The organism is Rhodococcus sp. Chr-9, from assembly GCF_000801125.1.
Lineage (GTDB): Bacteria > Actinomycetota > Actinomycetes > Mycobacteriales > Mycobacteriaceae > Rhodococcus > Rhodococcus pyridinivorans.
In genome coordinates this window covers 1-26,741 of record NZ_JTIZ01000066.1, presented here as the reverse complement: position 1 = coordinate 26,741, position 26,741 = coordinate 1, and the positions used below count along the sequence as shown (strand labels likewise).

General features: G+C 66.6%; 6 protein-coding genes and 2 pseudogenes. All 8 read left to right on the top strand.

Annotated elements, in window-relative coordinates; all coding sequences use genetic code 11:
- Positions 1-42 precede the first annotated feature (42 nt).
- Positions 43-696: pseudogene (locus QR64_RS07400) on the top strand (MFS transporter); the annotation flags it as partial.
- A 70-nt stretch (positions 697-766) separates the two neighbouring features.
- The gene (locus QR64_RS07395; protein ID WP_039584744.1) at positions 767-2,434 is read left to right on the top strand and encodes an AMP-binding protein; all 1,668 of its coding nucleotides are present in this window, start codon (positions 767-769) and stop codon (positions 2,432-2,434) included.
- Positions 2,435-2,579: 145 nt separating this feature from the next.
- The gene (locus QR64_RS07390) at positions 2,580-2,849 is read left to right on the top strand and encodes a GlsB/YeaQ/YmgE family stress response membrane protein (protein WP_016932945.1); all 270 of its coding nucleotides are present in this window, start codon (positions 2,580-2,582) and stop codon (positions 2,847-2,849) included.
- 143 nt (positions 2,850-2,992) lie between these two features.
- Positions 2,993-4,954, top strand: coding sequence for an acetoacetate--CoA ligase (locus QR64_RS07385; RefSeq protein WP_039584743.1), 1,962 nt, complete (start codon positions 2,993-2,995; stop codon positions 4,952-4,954).
- 65 nt (positions 4,955-5,019) lie between these two features.
- Positions 5,020-5,370 (top strand): hypothetical protein, encoded by a 351-nt coding sequence (locus tag QR64_RS07380; protein ID WP_039584741.1) that lies wholly within the window; start codon positions 5,020-5,022, stop codon positions 5,368-5,370.
- A gap of 375 nt (positions 5,371-5,745) precedes the next feature.
- Positions 5,746-13,493, top strand: a pseudogene (locus QR64_RS28825) (amino acid adenylation domain-containing protein); the annotation flags it as partial.
- 1 nt (position 13,494) lies between these two features.
- Positions 13,495-21,742: non-ribosomal peptide synthetase (locus QR64_RS25695; RefSeq protein WP_152640930.1), on the top strand; the 8,248-nt coding region annotated here is incomplete at its 5' end.
- Positions 21,743-26,741, top strand: a 4,999-nt coding sequence (locus QR64_RS07370) for a non-ribosomal peptide synthetase (protein ID WP_039584740.1), incomplete at its 3' end; no start/stop codon positions are given.

The following is a 26,741-nucleotide window of genomic DNA, read 5'->3' as shown; positions in this document are numbered from 1 at the left end:
CTTCACACCATCTGACATGCAATTACACGACTTTGCCGGGGCCCTGAGGAAGCCCGCCGTAGTGCCCCGGCCGCCGAGATCGAGGCCCCGCGCCGGCTGCCCTTCCTCGACGCGTTGCGCTACCAGGCCAAGGAGATCTTCCTTGCCGGCGGCGCGCTGGCCATCATGTTCGCCTTCTTCTACATGGGCACGGCCTACCTGACCAGCTACGCGACGTCCGAGCTGGGATTCGACCGGCCGTTCGTCCTGGTGGTGGGCATCGCCTCGTCGCTCGTCTTCGGTCTCGCGATCGTGCTGTCCGCGCTGTATTCCGACCGCTTCGGGCGCAAGAAGGTCATCATGGTCTCGTGCGCCTTCTCCGTGGTCTGGGCACTGGTGTTGTTCCCGCTCCTCGACACCGGCTCACCGATTGCGTTCGTGCTCGGAATGATGATCACCCTCGCGATCTTCGGTATCGCCTACGGGCCGTGCGGAGCACTGCTGCCCGAGATGTTCGCGACCCGCTACCGCTACACCGGTGCCGGTCTGGGCTACAACTTCGCCGGTGTCCTCGGCGGCGCCATCCCGCCGATGATCGCCGCACCGCTCGCCGCCTCCTACGGCGGTATCGCGATCGGGATCATGCTGGCCGGAATCGGCCTCGTGAGCCTGGTCTGCACCGCGGCGCTCGTGGAGACCCGCGACCGGGCCCTCTGATCCANGTCGTCCGGCAGCAGCCCGACGACCGCCACCACAGCCGTTTCCCCGCCTCGTGAAGGAGAATGCGATGTCCGGCCTCGACGTCGACCGTCTGCCCAGCTACACCCAGGGTGCCTGGGACGTCCCGCTGCTCGGCGACACCATCGGCGACAACCTCGACCGCACCGCCGCCCGCTTCGGCGACCGTGAGGCGCTCGTCGATTCTGCCGCCGGAAAGCGCTGGAGTTACACCGAATTCGCCGCGGACATCGACGTGCTCGCGCTCGGTATGCTGCGGGCGGGCATCACCAAGGGTGACCGCGTCGGAATCTGGGCACCCAACTGCTGGCAGTGGGTGCTCGTGCAGTACGCGACCGCGAAGATCGGGGCGATCCTCGTCAACATCAACCCCGCCTACCGCTCGCACGAGCTGCAGTACGTCCTCGAGCAGGCCGGTGTGCGGATGCTGGTGTCCGCCCCGACGTTCAAGACCTCCGACTACGCGCAGATGATCGAGACCGTCCGGCCCAACTGCCCCGATCTCGAGGACGTCGTCCTGCTCGACTCGCCGCGGTGGGACGAACTCGTCGACTCCGGCCGCGCCGCGCTCACCGAGGACCGGGCACCGCTCGACGCGGCCCAGGCCTCGTTGTCGCCCGACGATCCGATCAACATCCAGTACACCTCGGGCACCACCGGTTTCCCCAAGGGCGCCACCCTCAGTCACCACAACGTGCTCAACAACGGTTTCTTCGTCGGCGAGCTGTGCCACTACACCGAACGCGACCGGGTCTGCATCCCCGTCCCGCTGTACCACTGCTTCGGGATGACGATGGGCAACCTCGCGTGCACGAGTCACGGCGCGACCATCGTGTTGCCGGCGCCGGGATTCGACCCCGCTGCGACGCTCGGTGCGGTCGCCGAGGAGAAGTGCACGTCGCTGTACGGCGTGCCGACGATGTTCATCGCCGAACTGGCCGACCCCGGATTCGACAACTACGACCTGTCCAGTCTGCGGACCGGAATCATGGCGGGATCACCGTGTCCGGTGGAGGTGATGAAGCAGGTGATCGACCGGATGGGCATGAGCGAGGTCTCCATCTGCTACGGCATGACCGAGACCTCCCCGGTCTCGACGCAGACCCGCAGCGACGACAGCATCGAGCGGCGCGTGAGCACCGTCGGTCGTGTCGGCCCGCATCTCGAGGTGAAGGTCGTCGACCCCGTCACCGGACTGACGGTGCCGCGCGGCGAACCCGGCGAACTATGCACCCGCGGTTACTCGGTGATGCTCGGCTACTGGGATCAGCCCGACAAGACCGCCGAGGCGATCGACGCGGCCCGATGGATGCACACCGGCGACATCGGCGTCATGGACGAGGACGGGTACGTCTCGGTGACCGGCCGGATCAAGGACATGGTCATCCGGGGTGGGGAGAACATCTACCCCCGCGAGATCGAGGAATTCCTCTACACCCACCCGGACATCCTCGACGCCCAGGTCGTCGGCGTGCCCGACACGAAGTACGGCGAGGAACTCATGGCGTGGATCCGGATGCGCGAGGGCGCCGAACCGCTCGACGCCGATTCGCTCCGGACGTTCTGCACCGGCAAGCTCGCCCACTACAAGATCCCGCGCTATGTGCACGTGGTCGAGGAGTTCCCGATGACGGTGACCGGGAAGGTCCGCAAGGTGGAGATGCGCGAGCAGGCGATCGCCTTGCTCGAGGCGACACGAGCGGACGGGGGCCGGTGAGACCACGGCCCTGCCGGAGAAGGATGTTCACTCGACAGGCACGTCGAATCCGCCTCGTGTGAGGGGTTCATGATCGACACTGATGGGGTACATGGTCGTCGAGGTTGCGCCGCCCCGGGTGCGGCGCCGAACAGAGAGGCTCACCATGGGACAGATCATCGGCACGATCATCTTCGGCGCAGTCATCGGTATCCTCGCCAGGTTGGTGATCCCCGGTAAGCAGGCGATGGGGATGCTCATCACCATCGTCATCGGCATCATCGGTGCGCTGATCGGTTACTGGATCTGGGGTCTGATCTCGTCCGAGGGGAACGAGAACACCTCCGGCATCGACTGGATCCGCTGGATCATCTCCATCGCCGTCGCTGTGGTGCTCACCCTCATCTACACGTCTGCGACGCGCGAGCGGCGGTAGCCGAGAGTCCTCGCGCGAGGCTCCGTTTCGGACGTCTCGGACGTCGTGCACGGGCAGTCCGTCCGTGCACGACGGTTCCCGGCCGGTCCGGGCGGGCCTTCGTCCGTGTTCAGGTACGGTCCCGGACCGGGAGGTGAACTGTGGTGGAACCGCAATGGACTCCGACGGACGTCGACATCGAGCAGGCGAACGTCACCGGATTCACCCGGTTCGTCGAGGAGAGACACGGACTCGACCTGCCCGGCTACCGGGCGTTGTGGCAGTGGTCCGTCGACGAGCCCGGCGCATTCTGGCAGGCAGTGTGGGACGCCTTCGACGTCGTCTCCCACACCGACCCCGGCCCGGCTCTGGCCGACGCCTCCATGCCCGGTGCCGTGTGGTTCCCGGGCGCGCGACTGAACTTCGCCGAGTACGTCTTCCGGGAGCGTCCCCCGGACGAGGCCGCCATCGTCCACCTCGACGAGGAGGGACACCGGCGCGAGGTCTGCTGGTCCGAACTCGAACGCCGGACGGCCGCGCTCGCCGCGACGCTCCGCGCGCACGGGGTGGGGGAGGGTGATCGTGTCGTCGGCTACCTGCCCAACATCCCCGAAGCGATCGTCGCCCTGCTCGCCACGGCGAGCATTGGGGCCGTCTGGGCCGGATGTGGACAGGACTACGCCGCACCTGCGGCGATCGACCGTCTGGGCAGACTCGAACCACGAGCACTCGTCACGGCAACCGGATACCGCTACGCAGGACGGCGGCACGACCGCGTCGACGAGGTGGACGTACTCCGCGCCGCGATGCCTGGCCTCGCCCTGACGGTCGTCGTGTCGGAGGAGGAGACATCGTTCGACACGTCCGGGTTCGACACGTCCGGGCAGACCGGGACCGTTCTGGACTGGCGGGACGCTGTCTCCGGCGACGCCGCTCTCGAACCCCTACCCGTTCCCTTCGACCATCCGTTGTGGGTGGTCTTCTCCTCCGGCACCACCGGCCCACCGAAAGGCTTGGTGCACGGCCACGGTGGTGTGCTGCTCGAACACCTCAAGGCGTTGTCGCTGCACCTCGACCTCCGTCCCGGCGACCGCTTCCTCTGGTACACCAGCCCGAGCTGGATGATGTGGAACTTCCTGCTCTCGGGGCTGCTCGTGGGATGCACCGTCGTCACCTACGACGGCGCCCCGTCCCATCCCGAGGTCGATCGCCTGTGGCGGATCGCGGCCGAGGAGAACGTCACGGTGCTCGGGACGAGCCCCGGCTATGTGCTGGCCTGCATCAAGGCCGGTGTCGTCCCGCAGGACGACCACGATCTGTCGGCCCTCCGCGGCGTCGGGGTCACCGGGTCGACGCTGCCCGCCTCGTCGTCGGCGTGGCTGTCGGACAACGCCGGCGAGCACGTGCAGGTGATGTCGATCTCCGGCGGGACCGACGTCGTGACGGCCTTCGTCGGCGCCGTCCCCACGGTGCCCGTGTGGCCGGGAGAGATCTCGGTGCCCTGCCTCGGCGTGGCGGTCGACGCCTTCGACGAAACGGGGCGGCCGGTGCGCGGAGAGGTCGGCGAACTCGTGGTGACCGTCCCCATGCCGTCCATGCCCGTGCGGTTCTGGAACGACCCGGACGGCAGTCGCTACCGCGATGCGTACTTCTCCGTCTATCCGGGTGTGTGGCGCCACGGCGACTGGATCACGATCACCGAGCGCGGAACCTTCGAGATGCACGGCAGGTCCGACTCCACCCTCAACCGCCACGGTGTGCGGATGGGCAGTGCCGATATCTACCAGGCCGTGGAGAACCTGCCCGAGGTCGTCGAGTCGCTCGTCCTCGGCATCGAACAACCCGACGGCACGTACCGCATGCCGCTGTTCGTCGTCCTCGCCGAGGGCGTCACGCTCACCGACGACCTGAAGGAACGGATCCGTGCGGCCGTGCGCGAGCACGCCTCGCCCCGGCACGTGCCCGACGAGATCGTCGCCGCGCCCGGGGTGCCGCACACCCGCACCGGTAAGAAGCTCGAGGTTCCCCTCAAACGGATCCTGCAGGGAGCCGATCCCGGCCGCGTCGTCGACCGCACCGCGATCGACGAACCCGACCTGCTCGACTGGTACCGCGACCAGGCGTGATCCGGGGCACACCATGAGCGTCACCTAACTGGACAGTCCCCGTCCCGAATGGTCGGATTGCGCCCATGGACATCGCCATCAAGATCTTCCTCATCCTGCACTTCATCGGCCTCGCGGGCATCATCGGTTCGTGGCTCGCGGTCATCAAGGAACCGCGCGTCGTCGCCGGCATGCTGCACGGCGCCATCCTGCAGGTCGTGACGGGTCTGGCCCTGGTCGGTCTGCGGGAGGCGCAGGACGTCGTCGAGGTGAACCACATGAAGATCGGCATCAAGCTGCTGGTCGCCCTCGCCGTGCTCGTCGTGGCGTTCATCGGCCTGAAGAAGGAGAAGCAGAATCCCGGCTCGACCGCGACGCTCGCCCACGTCGCCGGTGGTCTGGGCATTCTCAATGTGATCATCGCCGTCATGTGGTGAATCGGCGCGACGGATCACCTACTTATCGGTAGGTACTGTTTCAGTGGGTCTGTGGTGTCTCTCGATCGGCCGGTTCACGACTTCCAACCGGCCGGTTCTGACGCCCTGCAGACGGACTGTAAATTGGGCTGCTGTGTGTGCACCGAAAGCTCTGCCAACCGATGCCGAAGGATCGGCGACGGCTACGGACTCGACTTCGAGGTGACCGCATACGGGTGGGGACGAGCTCGGACGGTGAAACAAGGCAGGGCCGATCGCGGATAGACAGTAAGCACCGTGTTGCTTCGGTGGATGCGGTCGGTCTTCCGCGAGCACAGTCGGAGGGCCGAGTCGTAGTGGTGGGGGAAACGAGGGTTTCCGGAAAAGAGGTAACGGTTGGACCCGCGAGAAATCGACGGAATCGACAGCGCTGGCCGGACGTCGAAAGAGGTAGCTTTGCCGCTTTCTCCGGCGCAGCTCGGACTGTGGTATGCGCAATACCGTAGCCCGGATGTGGCGATCAACAACGCCCAGTACGTCGACCTCCGCGGCGCTCTCGACACCGAGGTGCTCGAACGGGTCAGCAGGATCGCCGCCGGTGAACTGGAGTCGGGTTTCGTTCGGCTCGTCGAGATCGACGGCGTACCTCACCAGGTCATCGACCCGACTCTCGACACCACCCTCCTGCGCGTCGACCTACGCGATGAAGAGGATCCCGAGCAGGCGGCGCTCGAATGGATGCGAAACGAGCACAGTGCTCCGATCGACATCATCAACGATCGCCTGATCGTCGCTGCAGCCATCCGGTTGGAGGATTCGCGCTACTACTGGTACGCGCGCGTGCACCACGTCGTTCTCGACGGTGTCGGTGCCATGAACTTCATGTTGCGTGTCGCCGAGCTGTACTCGGCTGCGGTCGAGCACCGCGAGCCCGAGCCGCTCGCCGCCGGCAGCCTCGCCGATCTTCGCGCCGCCGAGCTGGCCTATCGCAACAGCGCCAGGTTCGTGCGGGACGGCGAGTACTGGGCCGAACGGATCAGGGGAGTCGACACGGTCGTCGACCTCAGTTCACGCGTTGCTCCGCCGTCCTCCCGCAACGAGTTCGCCTCCGAAACACTTTCCAAGCCGCAGACCGAGCGTTTCGACGCTGCCGTGGAGCGGCACGGTTCGGCACGCTCCACGGTGTTCATCGCCGCGTTCGCCGCCTTCCTGTCTCGGATGACAGGTCGTGACGAGATCGTTCTCAGTCTGCCCGTCACCGGACGTGTGACTGCGGTCGCCCGGCGTTCCGGGGGCATGCTCTCCAACATCGTTCCGCTCCGGCTGCACGTCGGAGCCGAGCAATCGATCGGTGAACTGGTGTCGGACGTCCAGACCGCCGTCTCCAGCGCACTGCGGCATCAGATGTACCGCCACGAGGACATCCGGCGTGATTCGGCGGACCCGAACGGAGGTCTGTTCGGTCCGCTCGTGAATGTCATGCTGTTCCACAGTGGCATCCAGTTCGGTCCGATCAGGGGCGAATTGACCATTCTGTCGACCGGCACCGTAGAGGCGCTCGGTGTGAACCTGTACGAGAATGCTGCGGGGGATCGCCTCAACATCGATTTCGAAGCGAATCCCGGCCGGTACACCGCGCAGGAGAACGCGGAACACCATGCCCGCTTCTTGGCATTCCTGTCGAGATTCGTCGAGGCCGAACCCGAGCGCCGGGTGCGGCAGATCGACCTTCTGGACAACGACGAGCGAAATCGGATTCTCACCGAGTGGAACGACACGGCGTGTGGGGTGCCGGAGACGACCTTGGTGGGGTTGTTCGAGGATCAGGTGGCGCGGACGCCGGATGCGGTTGCGGTGGTGTTCGAGGGTGTGTCGCTGTCGTATGCGCAGTTCGCGTCGCGGGTGCGGCGGTTGGCGCGGTTCCTGGTGGCCGAGGGTGTGGGTCCGGAGTCGTTGGTGGCTGTGGGGATGCGCCGGTCGGTGGAGATGTTGACGGCGATCTATGCCGTGCTCGAGGCCGGTGGTGCGTATGTGCCGGTGGATCCGGATCAGCCTGCGGAGCGGATCGGGTATGTGCTCGGGGTCGCGGATCCGGTGGTGGTGTTGTCGACCTCGGGTGACGGGTTGGTGGTTCCCGAGGGCCGGTCGGTGGTGTTCGTCGACGAGTTGGATGTATCGGAGTTCTCCGATGCTCCGGTGCGGGATGCGGATCGTCGGGGTGTGTTGCGTCGGGAGTTGCCGGCGTATGTGATCTTCACGTCGGGATCGACGGGTCGCCCGAAGGGTGTGTCGGTTTCGCATGCGGCGATCGTGAATCGGTTGGTGTGGATGCAGGCCGAGTACGGTCTGTCCGCTGCTGATGTGGTGTTGCAGAAGACGCCGTTCACCTTCGATGTGTCGGTGTGGGAGTTGTTCTGGCCGCTGCAGATCGGTGCTCGGTTGGTGGTGGCGCGGCCGGACGGTCATCGGGATCCGGGTTATCTGGTTCGGGTGATGGTCGAGCAGGCGGTGTCGGTGGTGCATTTCGTGCCGTCGATGTTGTCGGTGTTCGTGGCGGAGTCGTCGGTGGGCGAGGCGGTGTCGTTGCGGTCGGTGTTCGCCTCGGGGGAGGCGTTGCCGGCGTCGGTGGCGGCGCGGTTGCGGGAGGCGTTGCCGTCGGTTCGGGTGCACAATCTGTACGGTCCGACCGAGGCTGCGGTGGATGTGACCTTCCACGAGGTGTCGGATGCGGATCAGGTGGCGGTGCCGATCGGTGTACCGGTGTGGAACACGCAGGTGTTCGTGTTGGATTCGCGGTTGTCGCCGGTGCCTGCGGGTGTCGTGGGGGAGTTGTATCTGGCCGGGGATCAGTTGGCGCGGGGGTATGTGGCGCGGCCGGATCTGACGTCGGATCGGTTCGTGGCCAATCCGTTCGGGCCGGCGGGTGCGCGGATGTACCGCACGGGAGATCTGGTGCGGTGGGGTTCGTCCTCGAGTGCCGGTGGCGGTGCGGAGCTGGAGTATGTGGGGCGGGCCGATTTCCAGGTGAAGGTGCGTGGGTTGCGCATCGAGCTGGGTGAGATCGAGTCGGCGTTGCTGGATCTGGCCGTGGTGGCTCAGGCGGTCGTGGTGGTGCACGACGGTGAGCTGGGGCAGCAGTTGGTGGGCTATGTGGTGCCCGAGGCCGGGATGGTCGTGGATACGGCTGTCGTCAAGGCCGAGTTGGCTCGGGTGTTGCCGGGATACATGGTGCCGGACGCGTGGGTGGTCATGGACGAGTTCCCGCTCAACGCGTCGGGGAAGTTGGATCGGAAGTTGTTGCCGCCTCCGGTGTTCGAGGCGCGTGAGTTCCGGGCTCCGTCGACTCCGGTGGAGGAGATCGTCGCCGGGGTGTTCGCCGATGTGCTCGGTGTGGATCGGGTCGGTGCGGACGACGACTTCTTCGCGCTCGGTGGCAACTCGTTGATCGCCACGCAGGTCGTGGCCCGACTCGGCTCCGCCCTCGATGTGCATCTCGGCGTCCGAGCCGTGTTCGAAGCACCCACCGTTGCCGAACTGGCCGAGTTCGCATCCTCGTCCCGCGCTTCGGATCGGCGGCGGCCGGCGCTCGTGCGATATCCGCGACCGGACAGGATTCCGTTGTCGCTGGCCCAGTCCCGTATGTGGTTCCTGAACCAGTTCGATCCTACTGCGGCCACTTACAATTTGCCGTTCGTTCTACGCATGCGCGGAAAGGTCGACGTCGACGCGTTGCAGGCGGCACTCTACGACGTCGTCCGACGGCACGAGTCGCTGCGTACCGTCTTTCCCGAATCCGGTTCCGGTGCATACCAGTCGATCCTGCCGATGTCCGAAGTCGATCTCGGTCTTGCCGATGGATCGGTCTCGGAAGACGAACTGCCGGCGGTCCTCGCGGAATTCGCCTCGACCGGTTTCGATGTCTCCAGGGAAATTCCGATTCGCTGCCGCATCCTCCGCGTGACCGAGGATGAGGTCGCTCTCGCGATGGTCATCCACCATATCGCCGCCGACGGGGTCTCGTTCGGTCCCCTTGCGCGGGACATGGCTGCGGCGTACATTGCGCGATCCGGACGCGGCCCGCTGACCTGGCCCGCTCTGGACGTGCAATATGCGGATTACGCGCTCTGGCAGCGTGAGGTGCTCGGCGACGAGTCCGATCCAGATTCTCTTGCTGCAGAGCAGATCTCGTACTGGACGAACCGGCTCGCGGGAATCCCCGAGCAACTCGACCTTCCGGCCGACCGACGGCGACCGGCCGTGCAGTCGTTCGTCGGGCATCGCGTCGGTTTCGACATCGACGCGCACACGTTCCGCGCGCTCTCGGACTTGGCCGGCGCACACAACGTCTCCATGTTCATGGTCATGCATTCGGCGCTGGCGGTGTTGCTTGCCCGGTTGTCGGCTACCGAGGACATCGCAGTAGGAAGCCCCATTGCCGGTCGCGGTGAACAGGCGCTGGACAACTTGATCGGAATGTTCGTCAACACGCTGGTGCTGCGGACGCATGTCGACCCCGGCATGTCCTTCGCCGAGTTGTTGCAGCAGGTGCGTGAGGTGGACCTGGGTGCATTCGCGAATGCGGACGTGCCTTTCGAACGTCTCGTCGAGGTCCTCAGGCCGACGCGGTCGCAGGCCAGGCACCCTCTGGTGCAGGTGGTGCTCGCATACCAGGACATGGGCGATACCAGTCTCGAACTGCCGGATCTGACCATCGAAGCAAGCGAGGTCGATATCGACGTCGCGAAATTCGATCTGCAGCTCACCCTTTCCGAGCGCACGGACACGACCGGATCTCCTGTCGGACTGGTTGCCGAGTTCGTGTATGCGACAGATCTTTTCGATGCATCAACCGTTCGTGGATTCGCCGAACGCTTCCAACGGATCCTGACGGCCGTCACTTCGGACGTCGGTTGTGCAGTCGGGGATCTCGACATCCTCGACACCTGCGAGAGGCGCGAACTCGTGTCCGTGAGGGGTGCCGGCAACGCCGAACCCGCAACCCTCGCTCGGTTGCTGACCGACGCGGCCTCTCGGAATCCTCAGGGCACCGCGGTCGTCGCCGGCGATCGTTCCCTGACGTACAAGGAGATCGACGCTGTCTCCTCCCAGCTCGCACGCGTGCTGATCGGACGGGGGATCGGTCCGGAGACGGTGGTCGCGGTCGCGGTGCCGCGATCGTTCGACTCCGTGATCTCATGGTGGGCCGTGGCCAAGACAGGTGCTGCGTTCGTCCCCGTGGACCCGTCCTACCCGAGCGATCGAATCGACCACATGGTCACCGATTCCGGTTCCGTGCTCGGTCTGACGACCGTGCAGTACCGGGCGTCGTTACCGGGTGGCATCACCTGGCTCGCTGTCGACGACGCGGAGTTCGTCGGAGATCTCGCGGTCGTCTCACCAGGTCCTGTCACCGACGCGGACCGCGTCCGGCCTCTCCGTCTCGACCATCTCGCATACCTGATCTACACGTCGGGTTCGACGGGCGTCCCCAAGGGGGTTGCGGTCACCCACGCGGGACTTGCGGCATTCGCGGCCGAGCAACGCGCCCGGTTCGGTGTGAATGCGCATTCTCGGACACTGCATTTCGCTTCGCCCAGCTTCGACGCATCGATCCTCGAACTGCTGCTCGCCGTCGGTTCATCGGCGACGATGGTGATCGCACCCGCCGATGTCTACGGCGGTGCAGACCTCGCAGAGGTCTTGTCCCGAGGTGGCGTCACGCACGCGTTCCTGACTCCTGCGGCTCTGGGCACCGTGGATCCGGCCGTCCTGCCCGATCTCCGGGTTGTCGTCGTCGGTGGCGAGGCGTGCTCACCCGAGTTGGTGGCCAGGTGGGCCCCGGGCCACACCATGTTCAATGCGTACGGCCCGACCGAGGCAACGGTCGCGTCCAACATCTCCGATCCCCTCGTCGCCGGCGACGTGATCACGGTCGGCGGACCCATCCGCGGGGTCACGACGTACGTGCTCGATTCCCGGCTCGGACCCGTTCCGGAAGGTGTCACAGGAGAGCTCTACATCGCTGGTGCGGGCATTGCACGCGGGTACCATGCACGAAGCGGTCTCACAGCGGAACGCTTCATCGCGAACCCGTATTCGGAAATCGGTGAGAGAATCTACCGCACAGGCGATCTGGTCCGCTGGGTACCGGGTGCGCGGACACCGCAGATCGAGTATGTCGGCCGCAGTGACTTCCAGGTCAAGATCCGTGGCTTCCGAATCGAGCTCGGCGAGATCGACGCTGCTGTTGCTGCTCACGGCGATGTCGATCGTGCCGTGACCGTAGGACACACCGGCGTGTCGGGTACGACTCAGCTCGTGTCCTACGTGACCGCCGTGCAGGGCCGTGCGGTGGACGTCGAAGGTCTAACCGCGTTCGTAACCGGCCGGTTGCCGTCCCACATGGTGCCCGCAGCGATTGTCGTGCTGGACGAGTTGCCGGTGACACCTCAAGGCAAGCTGGACCGCAAAGCGCTGCCGGCACCGGTGTTCGAGACCAAGGGGTTCCGTACGCCGTCGACCCCGGTGGAGGCGATCGTTGCGAACACTTTCGCGGACGTACTCGGGGTGGCACGAGTCGGCGTGGACGACGACTTCTTCGATCTCGGTGGCAACTCGCTGATCGCCACCCAGGTGGTTTCGCGCCTGGGCGCGACATTGCAGACCACTGTCCCGGTGAGAGTGCTGTTCGAGGCCTCGACCGTCGGTACGCTGGCCGCGCGCGTAGAGCAGCACGCGCTTGGGGGAGGACGACCCGCCCTGGCGCCTGTCGACCGTCCCGGACGTATTCCACTGTCCCTCGCCCAGCAGCGAATGTGGTTTCTGAATCGTCTGGATTCCGATTCGGCGGTGAACAACATTCCGATCGCGATCCGGCTCAGCGGGGACCTCGACATTGCCGCGCTGCAGGTCGCGGTCATCGATGTGACCGATCGACACGAATCACTGCGGACCGTCTTTCCGGACTCCGTGGAAGGCCCGAGCCAGGTCGTGCTCGACGCGGCACAGACGGTTCCTGATCTGACGCCGGAGCCGATCGAGCCGGACGAGCTGGAGAGCAAGCTGTTCGAGCTTGCGACCGTCGGCTTCGATGTGACGGCGGAGGTCCCGCTGCATGCCCGCCTTTTCGAGATCGGCGAGCGTGAGTACGTCCTGGGCATGGTGGTGCACCACATCTCGGCCGACGGTTGGTCGATGGGGCCACTCGCACGCGACGTGATGGTTGCATACGCTGCACGCTCCTCGTGGGATGCGCCCGCATGGTCGCCGCTCCCGGTGCAGTACGCAGATTTCGCGCTCTGGCAGCGTGAGGTGCTCGGCGACGAGAACGACCCGGATTCCCTGATCTCGCGCCAGTTGGACTACTGGACCACGACGCTGGCAGGACTTCCAGATCAGCTCGACCTTCCCAGCGACCGGCCGCGCCCGCCCGTTGCGTCGTTCGCGGGGGCGAGCGTTCGATTCACCATCGAGCCCGAACTGCATGCCGCGCTGATCGCTTTCGCCAGAGAGCGCTCCAGCACCGTGTTCATGGTCGTACACAGTGCGCTCGCGGTGGTGTTGTCCCGGTTGGCGAGCACGAACGACGTCGCAATTGGTACGCCGGTCGCAGGACGCGGCGAAGCCGGACTCGACGACATGATCGGAATGTTCGTCAACACTCTGGTACTGCGCACGCCGGTGGATTGGTCCGAGTCGTTCACGCACTTGCTCGAGCAGGTACGCGAGACGGATCTGGGGGCCTTCGGGCACGCCGACGTACCGTTCGAGCGTCTGGTGGAGGTGTTGAACCCCACGCGCTCGGAGGCTCGGCACCCTCTCTTCCAAGTGATGCTGACGTTCCAGAACCTCGGCCGGACCGCTCTCGAGCTTCCGGGACTGTCGGTGAACGAGGTCGGCTTCGATACGCGGGTTGCGAAGTTCGATCTGCAGTTGACACTGTCGGAATCGATCGACGAGGAGGGCATCCCGGCCGGTATGCCCGCCGAACTGACCTATGCGACGGACCTGTTCGACGAGGCGACGGTCTCCTCTTTCGCAAGGCGTTTCGTGCGGGTGCTCGAAGCCGTGGTGGCAGACCCGTCCGTTTCGGTCGGCCGACTCCCATTGCTCGACGCTGCCGAGCGGACGCTCGTACTCGAGTCNGTTGATCGCCACGCAGGTCGTGGCCCGACTCGGCTCCGCCCTCGATACATCGGTGCCGGTGCGCGCGCTGTTCGAAGCACCCACGGTGGCGGCGCTCGCGACGCGGGTCGAGCGGACCGAGGGTGCGGGAGCGCGGAAGGCGCTCGTCGCCGTCGATCGTCCCACTCGCATCCCGTTGTCGCTGGCCCAGTCCCGTATGTGGTTCCTGAACCGATTCGACCCAGGATCCGCGGTGGACAACATTCCGGCCGCGATACGACTGCGAGGTGTCCTCGACGTCGAAGCGTTGCGTCAGGCGGTAACCGACGTGATAGGCCGGCACGAGGTGCTGCGTACCGTCTACCCCGAGGTCGACGGTGTCGGCTATCAGCAGATTCTTCCCGTCGATTCAGTCCCGCTCGAGCTTGTAATGGAGGATGTCGCAGAACAGGACCTGCGCGCGGTGGTCGTCGATCTCGCGCGTGCAGGATTCGACGTGACGGAGGTGCCACCGGTACGGGCGCGACTGCTTCGGGTACACGACACCGAGCACATTCTCGTGTTCGTGGTGCATCACATCGCAGCGGACGGCTTCTCGATGGCCCCTCTCACTCGCGACGTCATGATTGCCTATGCTGCGCGTTCGCGTGCCGATCTGCCGGGCTGGCAGCCTCTACAGGTCCAGTACGCGGACTACACGCTCTGGCAGCGTGAGGTGCTCGGCGATGAATCGGACCCCGACTCGATCGTGTCCTCACAGCTCGAGTACTGGAAGTCGCAGTTGTCGGGGTTGCCGGACCAGCTGGAACTTCCGGCCGATCGCCCGCGCCCGTCGGTCTCCTCGTACCACGGCGGGACGTTCTCGTCGCGGATCGCCCCGGACATGGGCCACGGCATCGACCGTGTCGCCCAAGCGCACGGAGTGACACCGTTCATGGTCGTCCATGGGGCGTTGGCAGTGCTCTTGTCCCGGCTCTCGGGCAACCGTGACATCGCAATCGGAACGCCGGTGGCAGGGCGCGGCGAGGCGGCACTCGACGAACTCGTCGGTATGTTCGTCAATACGCTGGTGCTGCGCATCGGCGTGGACGGCAGTGAGTCGTTCGCCGATTTCCTGGCTAGGGTCAAGGAGATCGACCTCGGAGCATTCGGGAACGCGGACGTTCCGTTCGAGCGTCTCGTGGAGGTGCTGGATCCCGAACGGTCACAGAATCGCCATCCCCTCTTCCAGGTGGTGCTCGCCTTCCAGAACATCGCGCAGGCGGCACTCGAGCTCGAAGGTCTCACCGCGCAAGGGCTCGAATTCGACCCGCACGTTGCAAAATTCGACCTGCAGGTGACGTTGACCGCGGCTCCGAACGGTGGCTACGCCGTCGAATGGACCTATGCGACGGATCTTTTCGACGAGCCGACGGTGGCCTCCTTCGCCGAACGGTTCGAGCGCCTCTTGGCCGGAGTGCTGGCGGACACGTCACAGGCGGTGGGAACCGTCGATCTGCTGGCCGAGGCCGAACGTGCCGAAGTTCTCGGCGTGTGGTCCACACCGGGCGCGGAGGTCGATCCGGCGGCCACCCTGCCGGCGCTCTTCTCTGCGGCGGCCGCATCGTGGCCCGAGAACGTCGCGGTGGTGGCCGGTGAATCGTCCCTTTCGTACGCCGACCTCTCGACCCGCGTCAACGGCCTGGCGCGTCGTCTGATCGCCTCGGGCGTGGGACCCGGGTCGCTCGTCGCGGTGGCGTTGCAGCGCGACGAATTGCTGATCACCGCGTTGCTGTCGGTCCTCACCTCCGGCGGGGCATATCTGCCGCTGGATGTGACGAACCCGGCGGACAGGATCGCGTACATCCTCGGAGACGGCGCACCTGCGGTCGTTCTCACGACGACGGCCGAGCGCCGGTCGATCCCCGAGATTCCGGGGATCGAGGTGCTGGTGCTCGACGAGTTGGATTGGGACGCACTCGATACCCGACCGGTCACCGACGCGGACCGTGCCGGGATGCTGCGTTCGTCCGACACGGCATACGTGATCTACACATCGGGCTCGACGGGTCTGCCGAAGGGGGTGGCGGTCACGCACCGGAATGTCGTGGAGTTGTTCGCGAACGCGCAGCCTCTGTTCGGGTTCGACGAAACCGACGTGTGGACGATGTTCCATTCGTACGCATTCGACTTCTCTGTATGGGAGCTGTGGGGGCCGCTGCTGTACGGCGGTACCCTCGTCGTCGTCGACTACTTCACGTCGCGGTCACCCGAGCAGTTCCGGGAACTGGTTGTCCGAGCCGGGGTGACCGTGCTCAACCAGACCCCGTCGGCGTTCTACCAGTTCGCCGAGGCCGACCGTGCGGCAACCGAGGGTGAGAGCTCCGCACAGGCTGGTGAACTGGTGCTACGGCACGTGATCTTCGGGGGCGAGGCACTGGATCCGGGCAAGCTGGCCGGCTGGTTCGACCGATACCGTGACGATGCACCGCGGCTGGTGAACATGTACGGCATCACCGAGACCACCGTTCACGTGTCGTTCCTGGCTTTGACCCGTGAGATCGTGCGGTCCTCGTCCGCGAGTGTGATCGGTCGAGCGCTGCCCGGCCTACAGGTGTACGTCCTCGACGAGTGGTTGCGTCCGGTTCCGGTCGGTGTCCAGGGACAGATGTACGTGGCCGGTGCGCAGCTCGCGCGCGGTTACGTCAACAAGCCTGCGTTGACGGCCGGACGGTTCATCGCGGACCCGTACGCGTGCTCCGCGACGGGTGGGTCGTCGATGTACCGGACGGGTGACCTCGGTCGGTGGAACACCGACGGGATGCTCGAGTACGCCGGCCGGTCGGACTTCCAGGTTCAGCTGCGTGGATTCCGAATCGAGCTCGGCGAGGTGGAGTCCGCCCTCACGCGCTGTCCCGGAGTGGCACAGGCGGTTGCGGTCGTCCGCGGCGACGAACGGACCGGCGACCGTCTCGTGGGCTATGTCGTACCGAGGGTTGGCGAGACCGTCGAGCCGACGCAGATTCGCGAATCCGTCGCACTGTTCCTGGCCGCGTACATGGTTCCCGACATGGTGGTCGTACTCGACGCGCTGCCGTTGACCCCGAACGGAAAGCTGGACCGGAAGGCTCTGCCGGAACCCGTTTTCGAGGTCAGGGATTTCCGGACCCCGCAGACTCCCGTCCAGGAGATCGTCGCCGGGGTGTTCGCCGAGGTGCTCGGCGTCGACCGAGTCGGTCTCGACGACGACTTCTTCGCGCTCGGGGGCAACTCGCTCGTCGCCACCCAGGTCGTCTCCCGGCTCGGATCGGCGCTCGACATGCGGCTCGGTGTCCGGGAACTGTTCGAGGAACCCACGGTCGAAGCCCTGGCAGCGCGGCTCGAACTGCACGCGGGTTCGGGTCGTCTCGCCCTCGTGACGCAACCGCGACCCGCGCGGGTACCGCTGTCGCTGGCACAGTCGCGCATGTGGTTCCTCAATCGATTCGACAACCGATCCACGGCATACAACATCCCGATGGCACTCGGCATGTCCGGACGTCTGGACGTGACTGCCTTGGGTGCTGCGGTCGCAGACGTCACGGCGCGACACGAGGTGCTGCGTACCGTCTACCCGGAAAGCTCGGGTGCCCCGGTCCAGGTCGTCCTTCCGCCCACGCGGATGACGCCGACACTCGAGGTCGTGTCGACCTCCGAACAGGAATTGCCCGAACTGCTTGCGGAACTCGCTGCGACTGCGTTCGACGTGACGACCGCTGTACCGCTGCAGGTCCGCCTGTACAAGCTCGCCGACGAGTACCACGTGCTTGCACTGGTGTTCCACCATATCGCTGCGGACGGCTCGTCGATGGCGCCGCTAGCGCGCGATGTGATGGTGGCTTATGCCGCACGCCTCGAGGGTCACGCACCCGACTGGTCGCCGTTGGCCGTGCAGTATGCCGACTACGCGATCTGGCAGCGACAACTGCTGGGCTCGGAGGACGACGAAGCATCGCTTCTCTCGCGTCAGGTCGGGTACTGGCGCAGCGCTCTCGCGGGCGTTCCGGACGAATTGCAGTTGCCGACGGACCGGCCGCGCCCGCCGGTGCAGTCGTTCCGTGGAGGGCGAGTCGCGTTCGGGATCGATGCGGAGTTGCACGAACGCCTCGTCACGCTTGCGCGCGGGCGCAACGCGACGCTGTTCATGGCGGCCCACACGGCGTTCGTGGTCCTGTTGGCACGACTGTCGAGTACCGACGACATCGCGGTCGGCACTCCCATCGCCGGTCGCGGTGAACGTGCACTCGACGATCTCATCGGCATGTTCGTCAATACGTTGGTCCTGCGGACCGCGGTGTCGAGGCACATGTCCTTCTACGAATTGCTCGATTCGGTGCGCGAAACCGACCTGGAGGCGTTCGCGCACGCCGACGTGCCTTTCGAGCGCCTCGTCGAGGTGCTGAATCCGGAGCGGTCAACAGCTCGCCATCCCTTGTTCCAGGTGGGATTCTCGTTCCAGAACCTGGCGCGCACCACGCTCGAACTGCCGGGTATGACGGTGTCGGCGCTCGAACTCGACACGGGTGTCGCACAGTTCGACCTGCAGTTGTTCCTCACCGATCGGTACGGCGAGACAGGCACGCCCGAGGGAATCGACGCGGTATTCAGTTATGCGACCGACCTCTTCGACCGGTCCACGGTGGAGGCGTTCGCCGAGCGGTTCGTGCGCGTGCTCGAATCGATCGTGACAGATCCGACGTCGCCGGTCGGCGACATCGGGATCCTCTCGGCGGATGAGCACAGCCGCATGTTGGTCGAATGGAACAGCAACTCGCATGCCGTACCGGATGCGACTCTGGTCTCGATGTTCGATGCCCAGGTCGTGGCTACTCCGGACGCGCCGGCCATCGAGTACGACGGCGACGTGCTGACCTACCGCGAGTTCGGTGCGCGAGTCCGTCGGCTGGCGAGACGTCTGGTGAAGCTCGGCGTGGGTCCGGAATCGCTCGTGGCCTTGGGGATACGTCGCTCTCCCGAACTGGTGACAGCGATGTACGCTGTAGCGGCGGCCGGTGGTGCATACGTACCGATCGATCCCGACCAGCCTGTGGATCGCACGGCATACATTCTCGACACTGCCGATCCGGTATGCGTGCTGACCAGTACGCGCGACGGTTTCGGGGTGGGCAGCGCTCGACAGGTGGTCGTCGTGGACGACGAGACGGATGGGTTGTTCCGGGACACTCCGCTGACGGACGCCGAGCGACTTGCACCTTTGCGTCCCGACCACACCGCGTATGTCATCTTCACTTCCGGCTCGACGGGTCGACCGAAGGGTGTCGCAGTGTCGCACCGCGCGGTTGTGAACCAGATGCTCTGGAAGAACGCCGAGTTCGGGCTTGGGCCCGAGGATGCGGTACTGCTGAAGACGGCCGCAACCTTCGACCTGTCGGTGTGGGAGTTCTGGTCCGCTCTCGTGTCGGGTGCACGTCTCGTCATCGCGAGTGCCGAGGGACACCGGGACCCGGCGTATCTCGACGAGTTGATTCGTACCGGCGCTGTCACAACCTTGCACGCAGTGCCGTCGATGCTCGACGTGCTCATGACGGAAACCGGTGGTGCGCTTCCGTCATCGCTGCGGCGCATCCTCGCCATCGGAGAGACCCTGCCGGCACAGTCGGCGCAGGCGCTGCGGGAGTCGAACCCGCACGTGCGACTGTTCAACCTGTACGGTCCCACGGAGGCCGCAGTCTCGGTCACCAGCCACGAGGTGACCGATGGTGACACGGTCACAGTGGCGATCGGTGGGCCCGAGTGGAACACACGCCTGTACGTGCTCGACCAGCGGCTGAATCCGGTGCCGCCGGGAGTCCCCGGTGAGCTGTACCTCGCCGGGGTGCAACTCGCCCGCGGATACCTCGGTCGTCCGGACCTGACGGCGGAGCGGTTCGTCGCCGATCCGTTCGCGACGGGGACCGAGACCGGGGGGCGCTTGTACCGAACGGGCGACCTGGTCGTATGGACCGGAGAGGGCGAGCTTCGATACCTCGGTCGTACCGACTTCCAGGTCAAGATCCGCGGTTTCCGGATCGAACTCGGGGAGATCGAGTCGGGGCTTCGGAATCACCCGTCGGTGGCCCAGGCTGTCGTGCTCGTTCACCACGACGACCGGCTCGGCGACCAGTTGGTCGCGTATCTCGTCCCGTCGGCGGGGAGCGACCTCGCCGTCGACGATGTACGTGCCGCACTCGGGGACCGCCTGCCGGGCTACATGGTGCCGGCTGCGTTCGTCGTACTCGACGCGTTGCCGCTGAACATCAACGGGAAGCTGGACCGCAGGGCTCTCCCGCAGCCGATGTTCGAGACGAAGTCGTACCGTGCCCCGGCCACCCCGGTCGAACAGATCGTCGCAAGTATCTTCGCCGAGGTGCTCGGAACCGAACGGGTGGGGGCGGACGACGACTTCTTCGCGCTCGGTGGCAACTCGCTGCTCGCCACGCAGGTCACGGCCCGGCTCGGTGCGGCGCTGGATACCACGGTCCAGGTCCGGACGCTCTTCGAAGCTCCGACGGTGGCGGCCCTCGCCTCCCGTGCCGAGTCCGGCAGGGGATCCGGGACACGGCGTGCACTCGTCGGTGCCCCACGCCCGAAGCAGGTGCCGCTCTCGCTCGCCCAGCAGCGAATGTGGGTGCTGAACCGGATGAATCCGAATTCGGCGGCCTACAACATCCCGGTCGTACTGCATCTGTCCGGGTTGCTGGACGTGCCGGCGCTCGGGGCTGCCGTCCGGGACGTGTTCGAACGGCACGAAATCCTTCGGACCCGTTACCCGGATACGGAGGACGGGCCGGTGCAGGAGATCGTTCCGGTCGGCGAGGCGGTGCCGACGCTCGATGTCGTCGAGGTTCCGGAGCATCTGCTGCCGGAGCGTATCGCGGAGGTGGTGGGCGTCGGCTTCGACGTCACTGCGACCGCGCCTGTGCGAGGTCGATTGTTCGAGCTCAATCCCACGGATCGTGTTCTCGTGATGGTCGTTCATCACATCAGTGCAGACGGTTTCTCCATGGGACCGCTGACCCGGGACGTGATGACGGCCTATGCGTCCCGTGTCGAACGTGAGGTTCCGACCTGGTCTCCGCTCGAGATCCAGTACGCGGACTACGCACTGTGGCAGCGGGAGATCCTCGGCGACGAGAACGATCCGGAATCCACGCTCGCCCGGCAGCTCGACTACTGGGCGAGCAGACTCGCCGGAGCGCCGGAGTTGCTCGAGTTGCCGGCTGATCGGCCCCGTCCTGCCCGGGCGTCCATGCGTGGGGCGGAGTACGAGTTCGCCATCGACCCGAACCGATTCGAGATGCTGGAAAAGGTTGCTCGCGAGCACAACTCGACGGTCTTCATGGTCATGCACGCTGCATTCGCAGTCCTGTTGTCCAAGCTGACGGGCACGAACGACATCATCATCGGGACCCCGACGGCCGGTCGTGGCGAGGCCGCCCTCGACGACTTGATCGGCATGTTCGTCAACACCCTTCCCCTCCGGACGGAGATCGAGTCGAGTGCAGAGTTCGTCGAGCTGCTCTCCCAGGTCCGGGACCGGGACATCGAGGCATTCGGCAATGCGGACGTGCCGTTCGAGCGTGTCGTCGATGCGCTCGGCCGGCGCCGCACCGCCGCCTATTCCCCCCTGGTCCAGGTGCTGTTCGCGTTCCAGAACATGGCACCGCGCTCGCTGCAGTTGCCCGGCCTCGAGGTGTCGCTGGTCGAGGGCAATTTCGACCAGGCGAAGTTCGATCTGCAGCTCAGCGGCGGGGAGGTGTTCGACGAGAACGGGCGCAGTGGGGGCATCCGGTTGCTGTTCACGTATGCCACCGACCTGTTCGACGAGGAGTCCGTCGCCCGCTTCGCGAAGCGGTACCTGCGGGTCGTCGACGCGGTCACCGACAACCCCGGCGTCGTGATCCGCGAGATCGACATCCTCGACGACGAGGAACGCGCGAGCCTGACGCCGCAGCGGAAGCTCACCGCCGCGGACCTGCCCGAGCTGGTGGCAGCCGCCGCGGCGGCCCACCCCGACGAGATCGCCCTGACTCACGGCGACGCCACCGTCACCTTCGGTGCGTTGAACGACAAACTGGTGTCGGTCGCCAAGGCGATGGGGGCGACGCTCAAGCCGGAGGCGCAGGTCTCGGTGGCCCTGTCCGGTCTGGTTCCGGGAATCCTTCCGGCCCTGGGCGTCGACGGATACGCCGCACTGATCGAGTCACTCATCACCCAAGCGCAGAGCTTGGCGACACAGAGGAAAAGGTAGATGTCGGTTCGGAAGCCCGGTCAGGAATCTCTCACCATCGAGGACCTCCCGCGGCTGATCTCAGAGGTGGCGGCGGTAGCGCCCGAGCGGGTTGCGCTCTCGCACGGTGACACCGCCGTCACCTACGGAACGCTCCACGACGAACTGACCGGTCTCGACGCCGCTATGGGCGGCGCGCTCGGTCCGGACGCCCTCGTCCCGGTGGTGCTGTCGAACCTCGTTCCCGCACTGCTCGAATCCGATGCGGACGGTGGCCTCGCCGGTGTCGTCGAGACCCTCATCTGCGACACCGGCGACGTCGTCGACGTGCCCGTCGTCGCCAAAGCGGTCGACACCCTGCCGGCGCTGTTCGAGCAGCAGGTCGCCCGCACACCGGATGCGATCGCTCTCGAGTTCGAGGGGGAGACCCTCACCTACGCGCAGTTCGACGCCGCCGCCAACCGGATGGCCCGCTACCTCGTCTCGATCGGCGTGGGTCCGGAGACGACGGTGGGCCTCGCGATCCGCCGATCGCTGGATCTGCTCGTCGCCATGTACGGCATCGTCAAGGCCGGCGGTGCCTACGTCCCGCTCGACCCGGACCACCCGGCCGACCGCATCGCGCACGTCCTCGCCGCAGCACGCCCCGTCGCGGTCCTGACGACCTCGCGCGACGGAATCGAGGTGCCCGCACACGTTCCGCTCCACGAGGTGGATCGGCTCGACCTGGCCGGTTTCGACGCGGCCCCGCTCACGGACGCCGACCGCACCGGCCCGCTGCGCCCCGACAACACCGCCTACATCATCTTCACGTCGGGCTCGACGGGCCTGCCCAAGGGCGTGGCCGTCGCCCATCGGGCCATCGTCGCGAATCTGCTCTGGCGCCAGCGGGAGTACGGCTTCACCGAGGCCGACGTCATCCTGCAGAAGACGCCGTTCACGTTCGACGTCTCGGTGTGGGAGTTCTTCTGGCCGTTGCAGGTCGGCGCCCGCCTGGTCGTCGCCGTGCCCGATGGTCATCGCGACCCCGAGTACCTCGCCCGCACGATCGCCGACCGCGGTGTGACCGCACTGCACTTCGTGCCGTCGATGCTCTCCGTCTTCGTCGCGGAGCCGCTCGCTGCCCGAACCGACTCTCTCCGTTACGTTTTCGCATCCGGTGAGGCGTTGCCCGCGCAGACCGTCGCCCGCTTCCACGAGATCAGTTCGGCAGAGCTCCACAACCTGTACGGTCCCACCGAAGCCGCCGTCGACGTCACCTACTACGCGACCGCACGCGGCGACAGGACGATCCCGATCGGTGCCGCCGTCGACGACACCGGACTGCACGTGCTCGACGACGCACTCCGGCCGGTCCCGCCGGGCGTTCCCGGCGAGCTGTACCTGTCGGGTGTGCAGCTCGCGCGCGGCTACGTCGCCCGGCCGGATCTGACGTCGGATCGTTTCGTCGCCGACCCCGCCGGCCGCAACGGCGAACGCATGTACCGGACCGGCGACCTCGTCCGGCGCCGCCCCGACGGGCAGCTCGACTACATCGGACGCGTCGACTTCCAGGTCAAACTGCGCGGACTGCGCGTCGAACTCGGCGAGATCGAAGCGGCGATCCTCGGACGTGACGACGTGTCCCAGGCCGTGGTGGTCGTGCACTCCGATCCGGTCACCGGCGACCACCTCGTCGCGTACGTCGTCGCGACGGGGGGAGCCACCCTCGACACGGCCGAGCTGACCGCGACCGCCCGCGAGCGGCTCCCGGACTACATGGTTCCGAACCTGTTCGTCCAGCTCGACGAATTCCCGCTCAACGCCAGCGGAAAGCTCGACCGCAAGGCACTGCCTGCCCCCGACTTCACGTCCGCGCGGGAGTACCGCGAACCGTCGACGCCCGCCGAACAGGCGGTCGCGCAGATCTTCGCGGACCTCCTCGGCGCGGAGCGGGTCGGCGCCGACGACGACTTCTTCGAGCTCGGCGGCAACTCGCTCATCGCGACGCGAGCCGTCGCCCGGATCAACTCGCGGTTCTCGGTGCACGTCGAGGTCGGGGAGTTCTTCGACGCGCCCACCGTGGCCGATCTGGCGCGACTCGTCGACGAGGCCGCCGATCGCGGAACCGGGCCGCGGCTTCCGTTGCGTCCGATGCCGCGTCCCGACCGGGTGCCGCTGTCGCTGGCGCAGCAGCGCATGTGGTTCCTCAATCAGCTCGAACCCGACTCCGCGGTCAATAACATTCCGTTCGCGCTGCGGCTGTCCGGACTTCTCGACCGGCACGCCCTGCAGATCGCGGTGGCCGACGTGCTGGCGCGGCACGAGGTGCTGCGGACGGTGTACCCGGAGGTCGACGGCGTCGGCTACCAGAAGGTCGTGCCGACCCGCGAGGTCATCCCGGACCTGAGCCCGGTGGCCGTGTCGGAGAGCGAGGTCGCCGAGCGGATCGCGGAGAAGATGGCGGCACCGTTCGACGTCACGCAGCGGGTGCCGTTCTGGGCGGGGCTGTTCGAGATCAGCGCGACCGAGCACGTGCTGGCGTTCTCCGTGCACCACATCGCCGGGGACGGCTTCTCGATGGGTCCCCTCACCCGGGACGTCATGACCGCCTACGCCGCGCGGTCGGCGGGGGAGTCCCCCGACTGGCAGCCGCTGACGGTGCAGTACGCCGACTACAGCATCTGGCAGCGGGAGATGCTCGGTTCGGAGGACGATCCGGAGTCGGTCGCGGCACGCCAGATCGACTTCTGGAAGCGGGAACTCGCGGATCTGCCCGACGAGCTTCCGCTGCCCACCGACCGACCGCGTCCGGCGGTGGCGACCAGCCACGGTGACCTGCTGCGCTTCTCTGTGGACGCGAGCCTCCGGAATCGGCTGAACGCGGTCGCGCGGGACAACAACGCAACACTGTTCATGGTCGTGCACAGTGCGCTGGCCGTGCTGCTGTCGCGGCTGTCGGGTTCGCGCGACATCGCGATCGGTTCTCCCGTCGCAGGCCGTGGGGACGTCGCGCTCGACGACCTGATCGGAATGTTCGTCAATCCGCTCGTCCTGCGCTCGACGGTCGATCCCACCGAGCACTTCACCGAACTGCTGTCCCGGGTCCGGGCATCGGACCTGAAGGCCTTCGCCCACGCGGAGGTCCCGTTCGAGCGGCTCGTCGAGGTCCTCAATCCGGTTCGGTCGCAGTCCCGGCATCCCCTGTTCCAGGTGGCGCTCGCGTTCCAGAACATGGACAGCACCCGGCTCGAACTGCCGGGTCTGACGGTCAGCGGGGTCGAATTCGACTACGACCTGGCGAAGTTCGACCTGCAGGTCACGGTTGCGGATCATCCCGACGGCTCCGACAACGGTCTGCTCGTCGAGATGTCGTACGCGACGGACCTGTTCGACCCCGCGACCGTGGAGTCGATCGCGGCCCGCTTCGTGCGTGTGCTGGAAGCGATCGCGGCGGATCCCGCTGCCGTGGTCGGTGACATCGAACTGCTCGACCCGGCCGAGCGCGACGCGCTCGTGGCGGGCGTCGACGCGACCCGGCACGACATCGACGCGTCGACGACCCTGCCGGCGCTGTTCGAGGCGCGCGCTGCGGACAACCCCGGTGCGGTCGCCGTGGTGTCCGGTGGGCAGAGCCTGACCTACGGCGAGTTCGCCTCCCGGGTGAACCGGCTCGCGCGGCGGCTGATCGCGCAGGGCGTCGGACCCGAGGTGCGGGTCGCGCTGGCCATGCGCAGGTCCGCCGATCTCGTGATGGCGATGTACGCGGTGCTCACCGCAGGCGGCGCCTACGTGCCCGTCGACCTGGATCAGCCCGACGACCGGATCGACTACATCCTCGACACCGCCGCGCCGCTGTGCGTGCTGGTGGCCGACGCCGCTGACGCCGAGCGGTTCGGCGACCGGACCGTGCTCGTCGCGGGCGACGACGATCCGGCCGTCTCCGACGCGCCCGTCGCCGACGCCGACCTGCGATCGGTGCTGCGCCCGGACAACACCGCGTACGTGCTGTTCACCTCCGGCTCGACGGGCCGCCCGAAGGGCGTGTCCGTCGCGCAGCGCTCCGTGGTGAACCAGGTGCTGTGGCTCACGGACCGCTTCGGGATCGACTCGTCCGACGTGGTGCTGCTCAAGACTCCCGTGACCTTCGACGTGTCGGTGTGGGAACTGTTCTGCACGCTGCTCGCCGGTGCCCGCATGGTGATCGCGGAGCCGGACGGGCACCGTGACCCCGTCTATCTCGCGCAGTTGATCGACGAGCAGTCGGTCACCATGGTCTCGTTCGTGCCGTCGATGCTCGGCCCCTTCGTCTCGGTACTCGGGTTCGGGGGTGGCGCGTCCCTGCGCGCCGTGCTCGTCGCCGGTGAAGCGTTCCCGCCGTCCACCGTCGCCCAGGTGCATGCGGCGATTCCGGGGGCCGCGCTGCACAACCTGTACGGTCCGACCGAGTTCACCGTGCACGCAACCGAGGCCGCGGTGCGGCCGGACGCGACCGTGACGATCGGCCGGCCGGTGTGGAATTCCGGTGCTCTGGTGCTGGATTCGCGTCTGCGTCCCGTGCCGTTCGGTGTCGCGGGTGAGCTGTATCTGTCGGGCGTCCAGCTCGCGCGCGGGTATCACGGCCGGGTCGACCTGACCGCCGACCGTTTCGTCGCCGACCCGTACGGTGCGCCGGGCGAGCGTATGTACCGCACCGGCGACCTCGTCCGCTGGACCCGCACGGCCGGCGGCGCACCGGAACTGGTGTACATCGGCCGCACCGACTTCCAGGTGAAGTTCCGCGGCCAGCGCATCGAGCTCGGCGAGATCGAAGCGGTCCTGTCCGCCGATCCGTCCGTGTTGTCGGCGGTGGTGCTCGTGCACGAATCGTCGACCGGCCAGCACCTGGTCGCCTATGTCGTCCCGGTGCCGGGCGCGGTGATCGACGCCGGCGCCGCCCGCACGGCCGCCGCGGCGGCGCTTCCGTCGTACATGGTTCCGTCGGTGGTGACCGTGCTCGACGCGTTCCCGCTCAACGCGTCCGGCAAGCTCGACCGCAAGG

Bases quoted from the DNA above. Each gene is read 5' to 3' on its own strand.
- QR64_RS07395 (WP_039584744.1), top strand. From the start codon at position 767: ATGTCCGGCCTCGACGTCGACCGTCTGCCCAGCTACACCCAGGGTGCC.
- QR64_RS07380 (WP_039584741.1), top strand. From the start codon at position 5,020: ATGGACATCGCCATCAAGATCTTCCTCATCCTGCACTTCATCGGCCTC.
- QR64_RS07390 (WP_016932945.1), top strand. From the start codon at position 2,580: ATGGGACAGATCATCGGCACGATCATCTTCGGCGCAGTCATCGGTATC.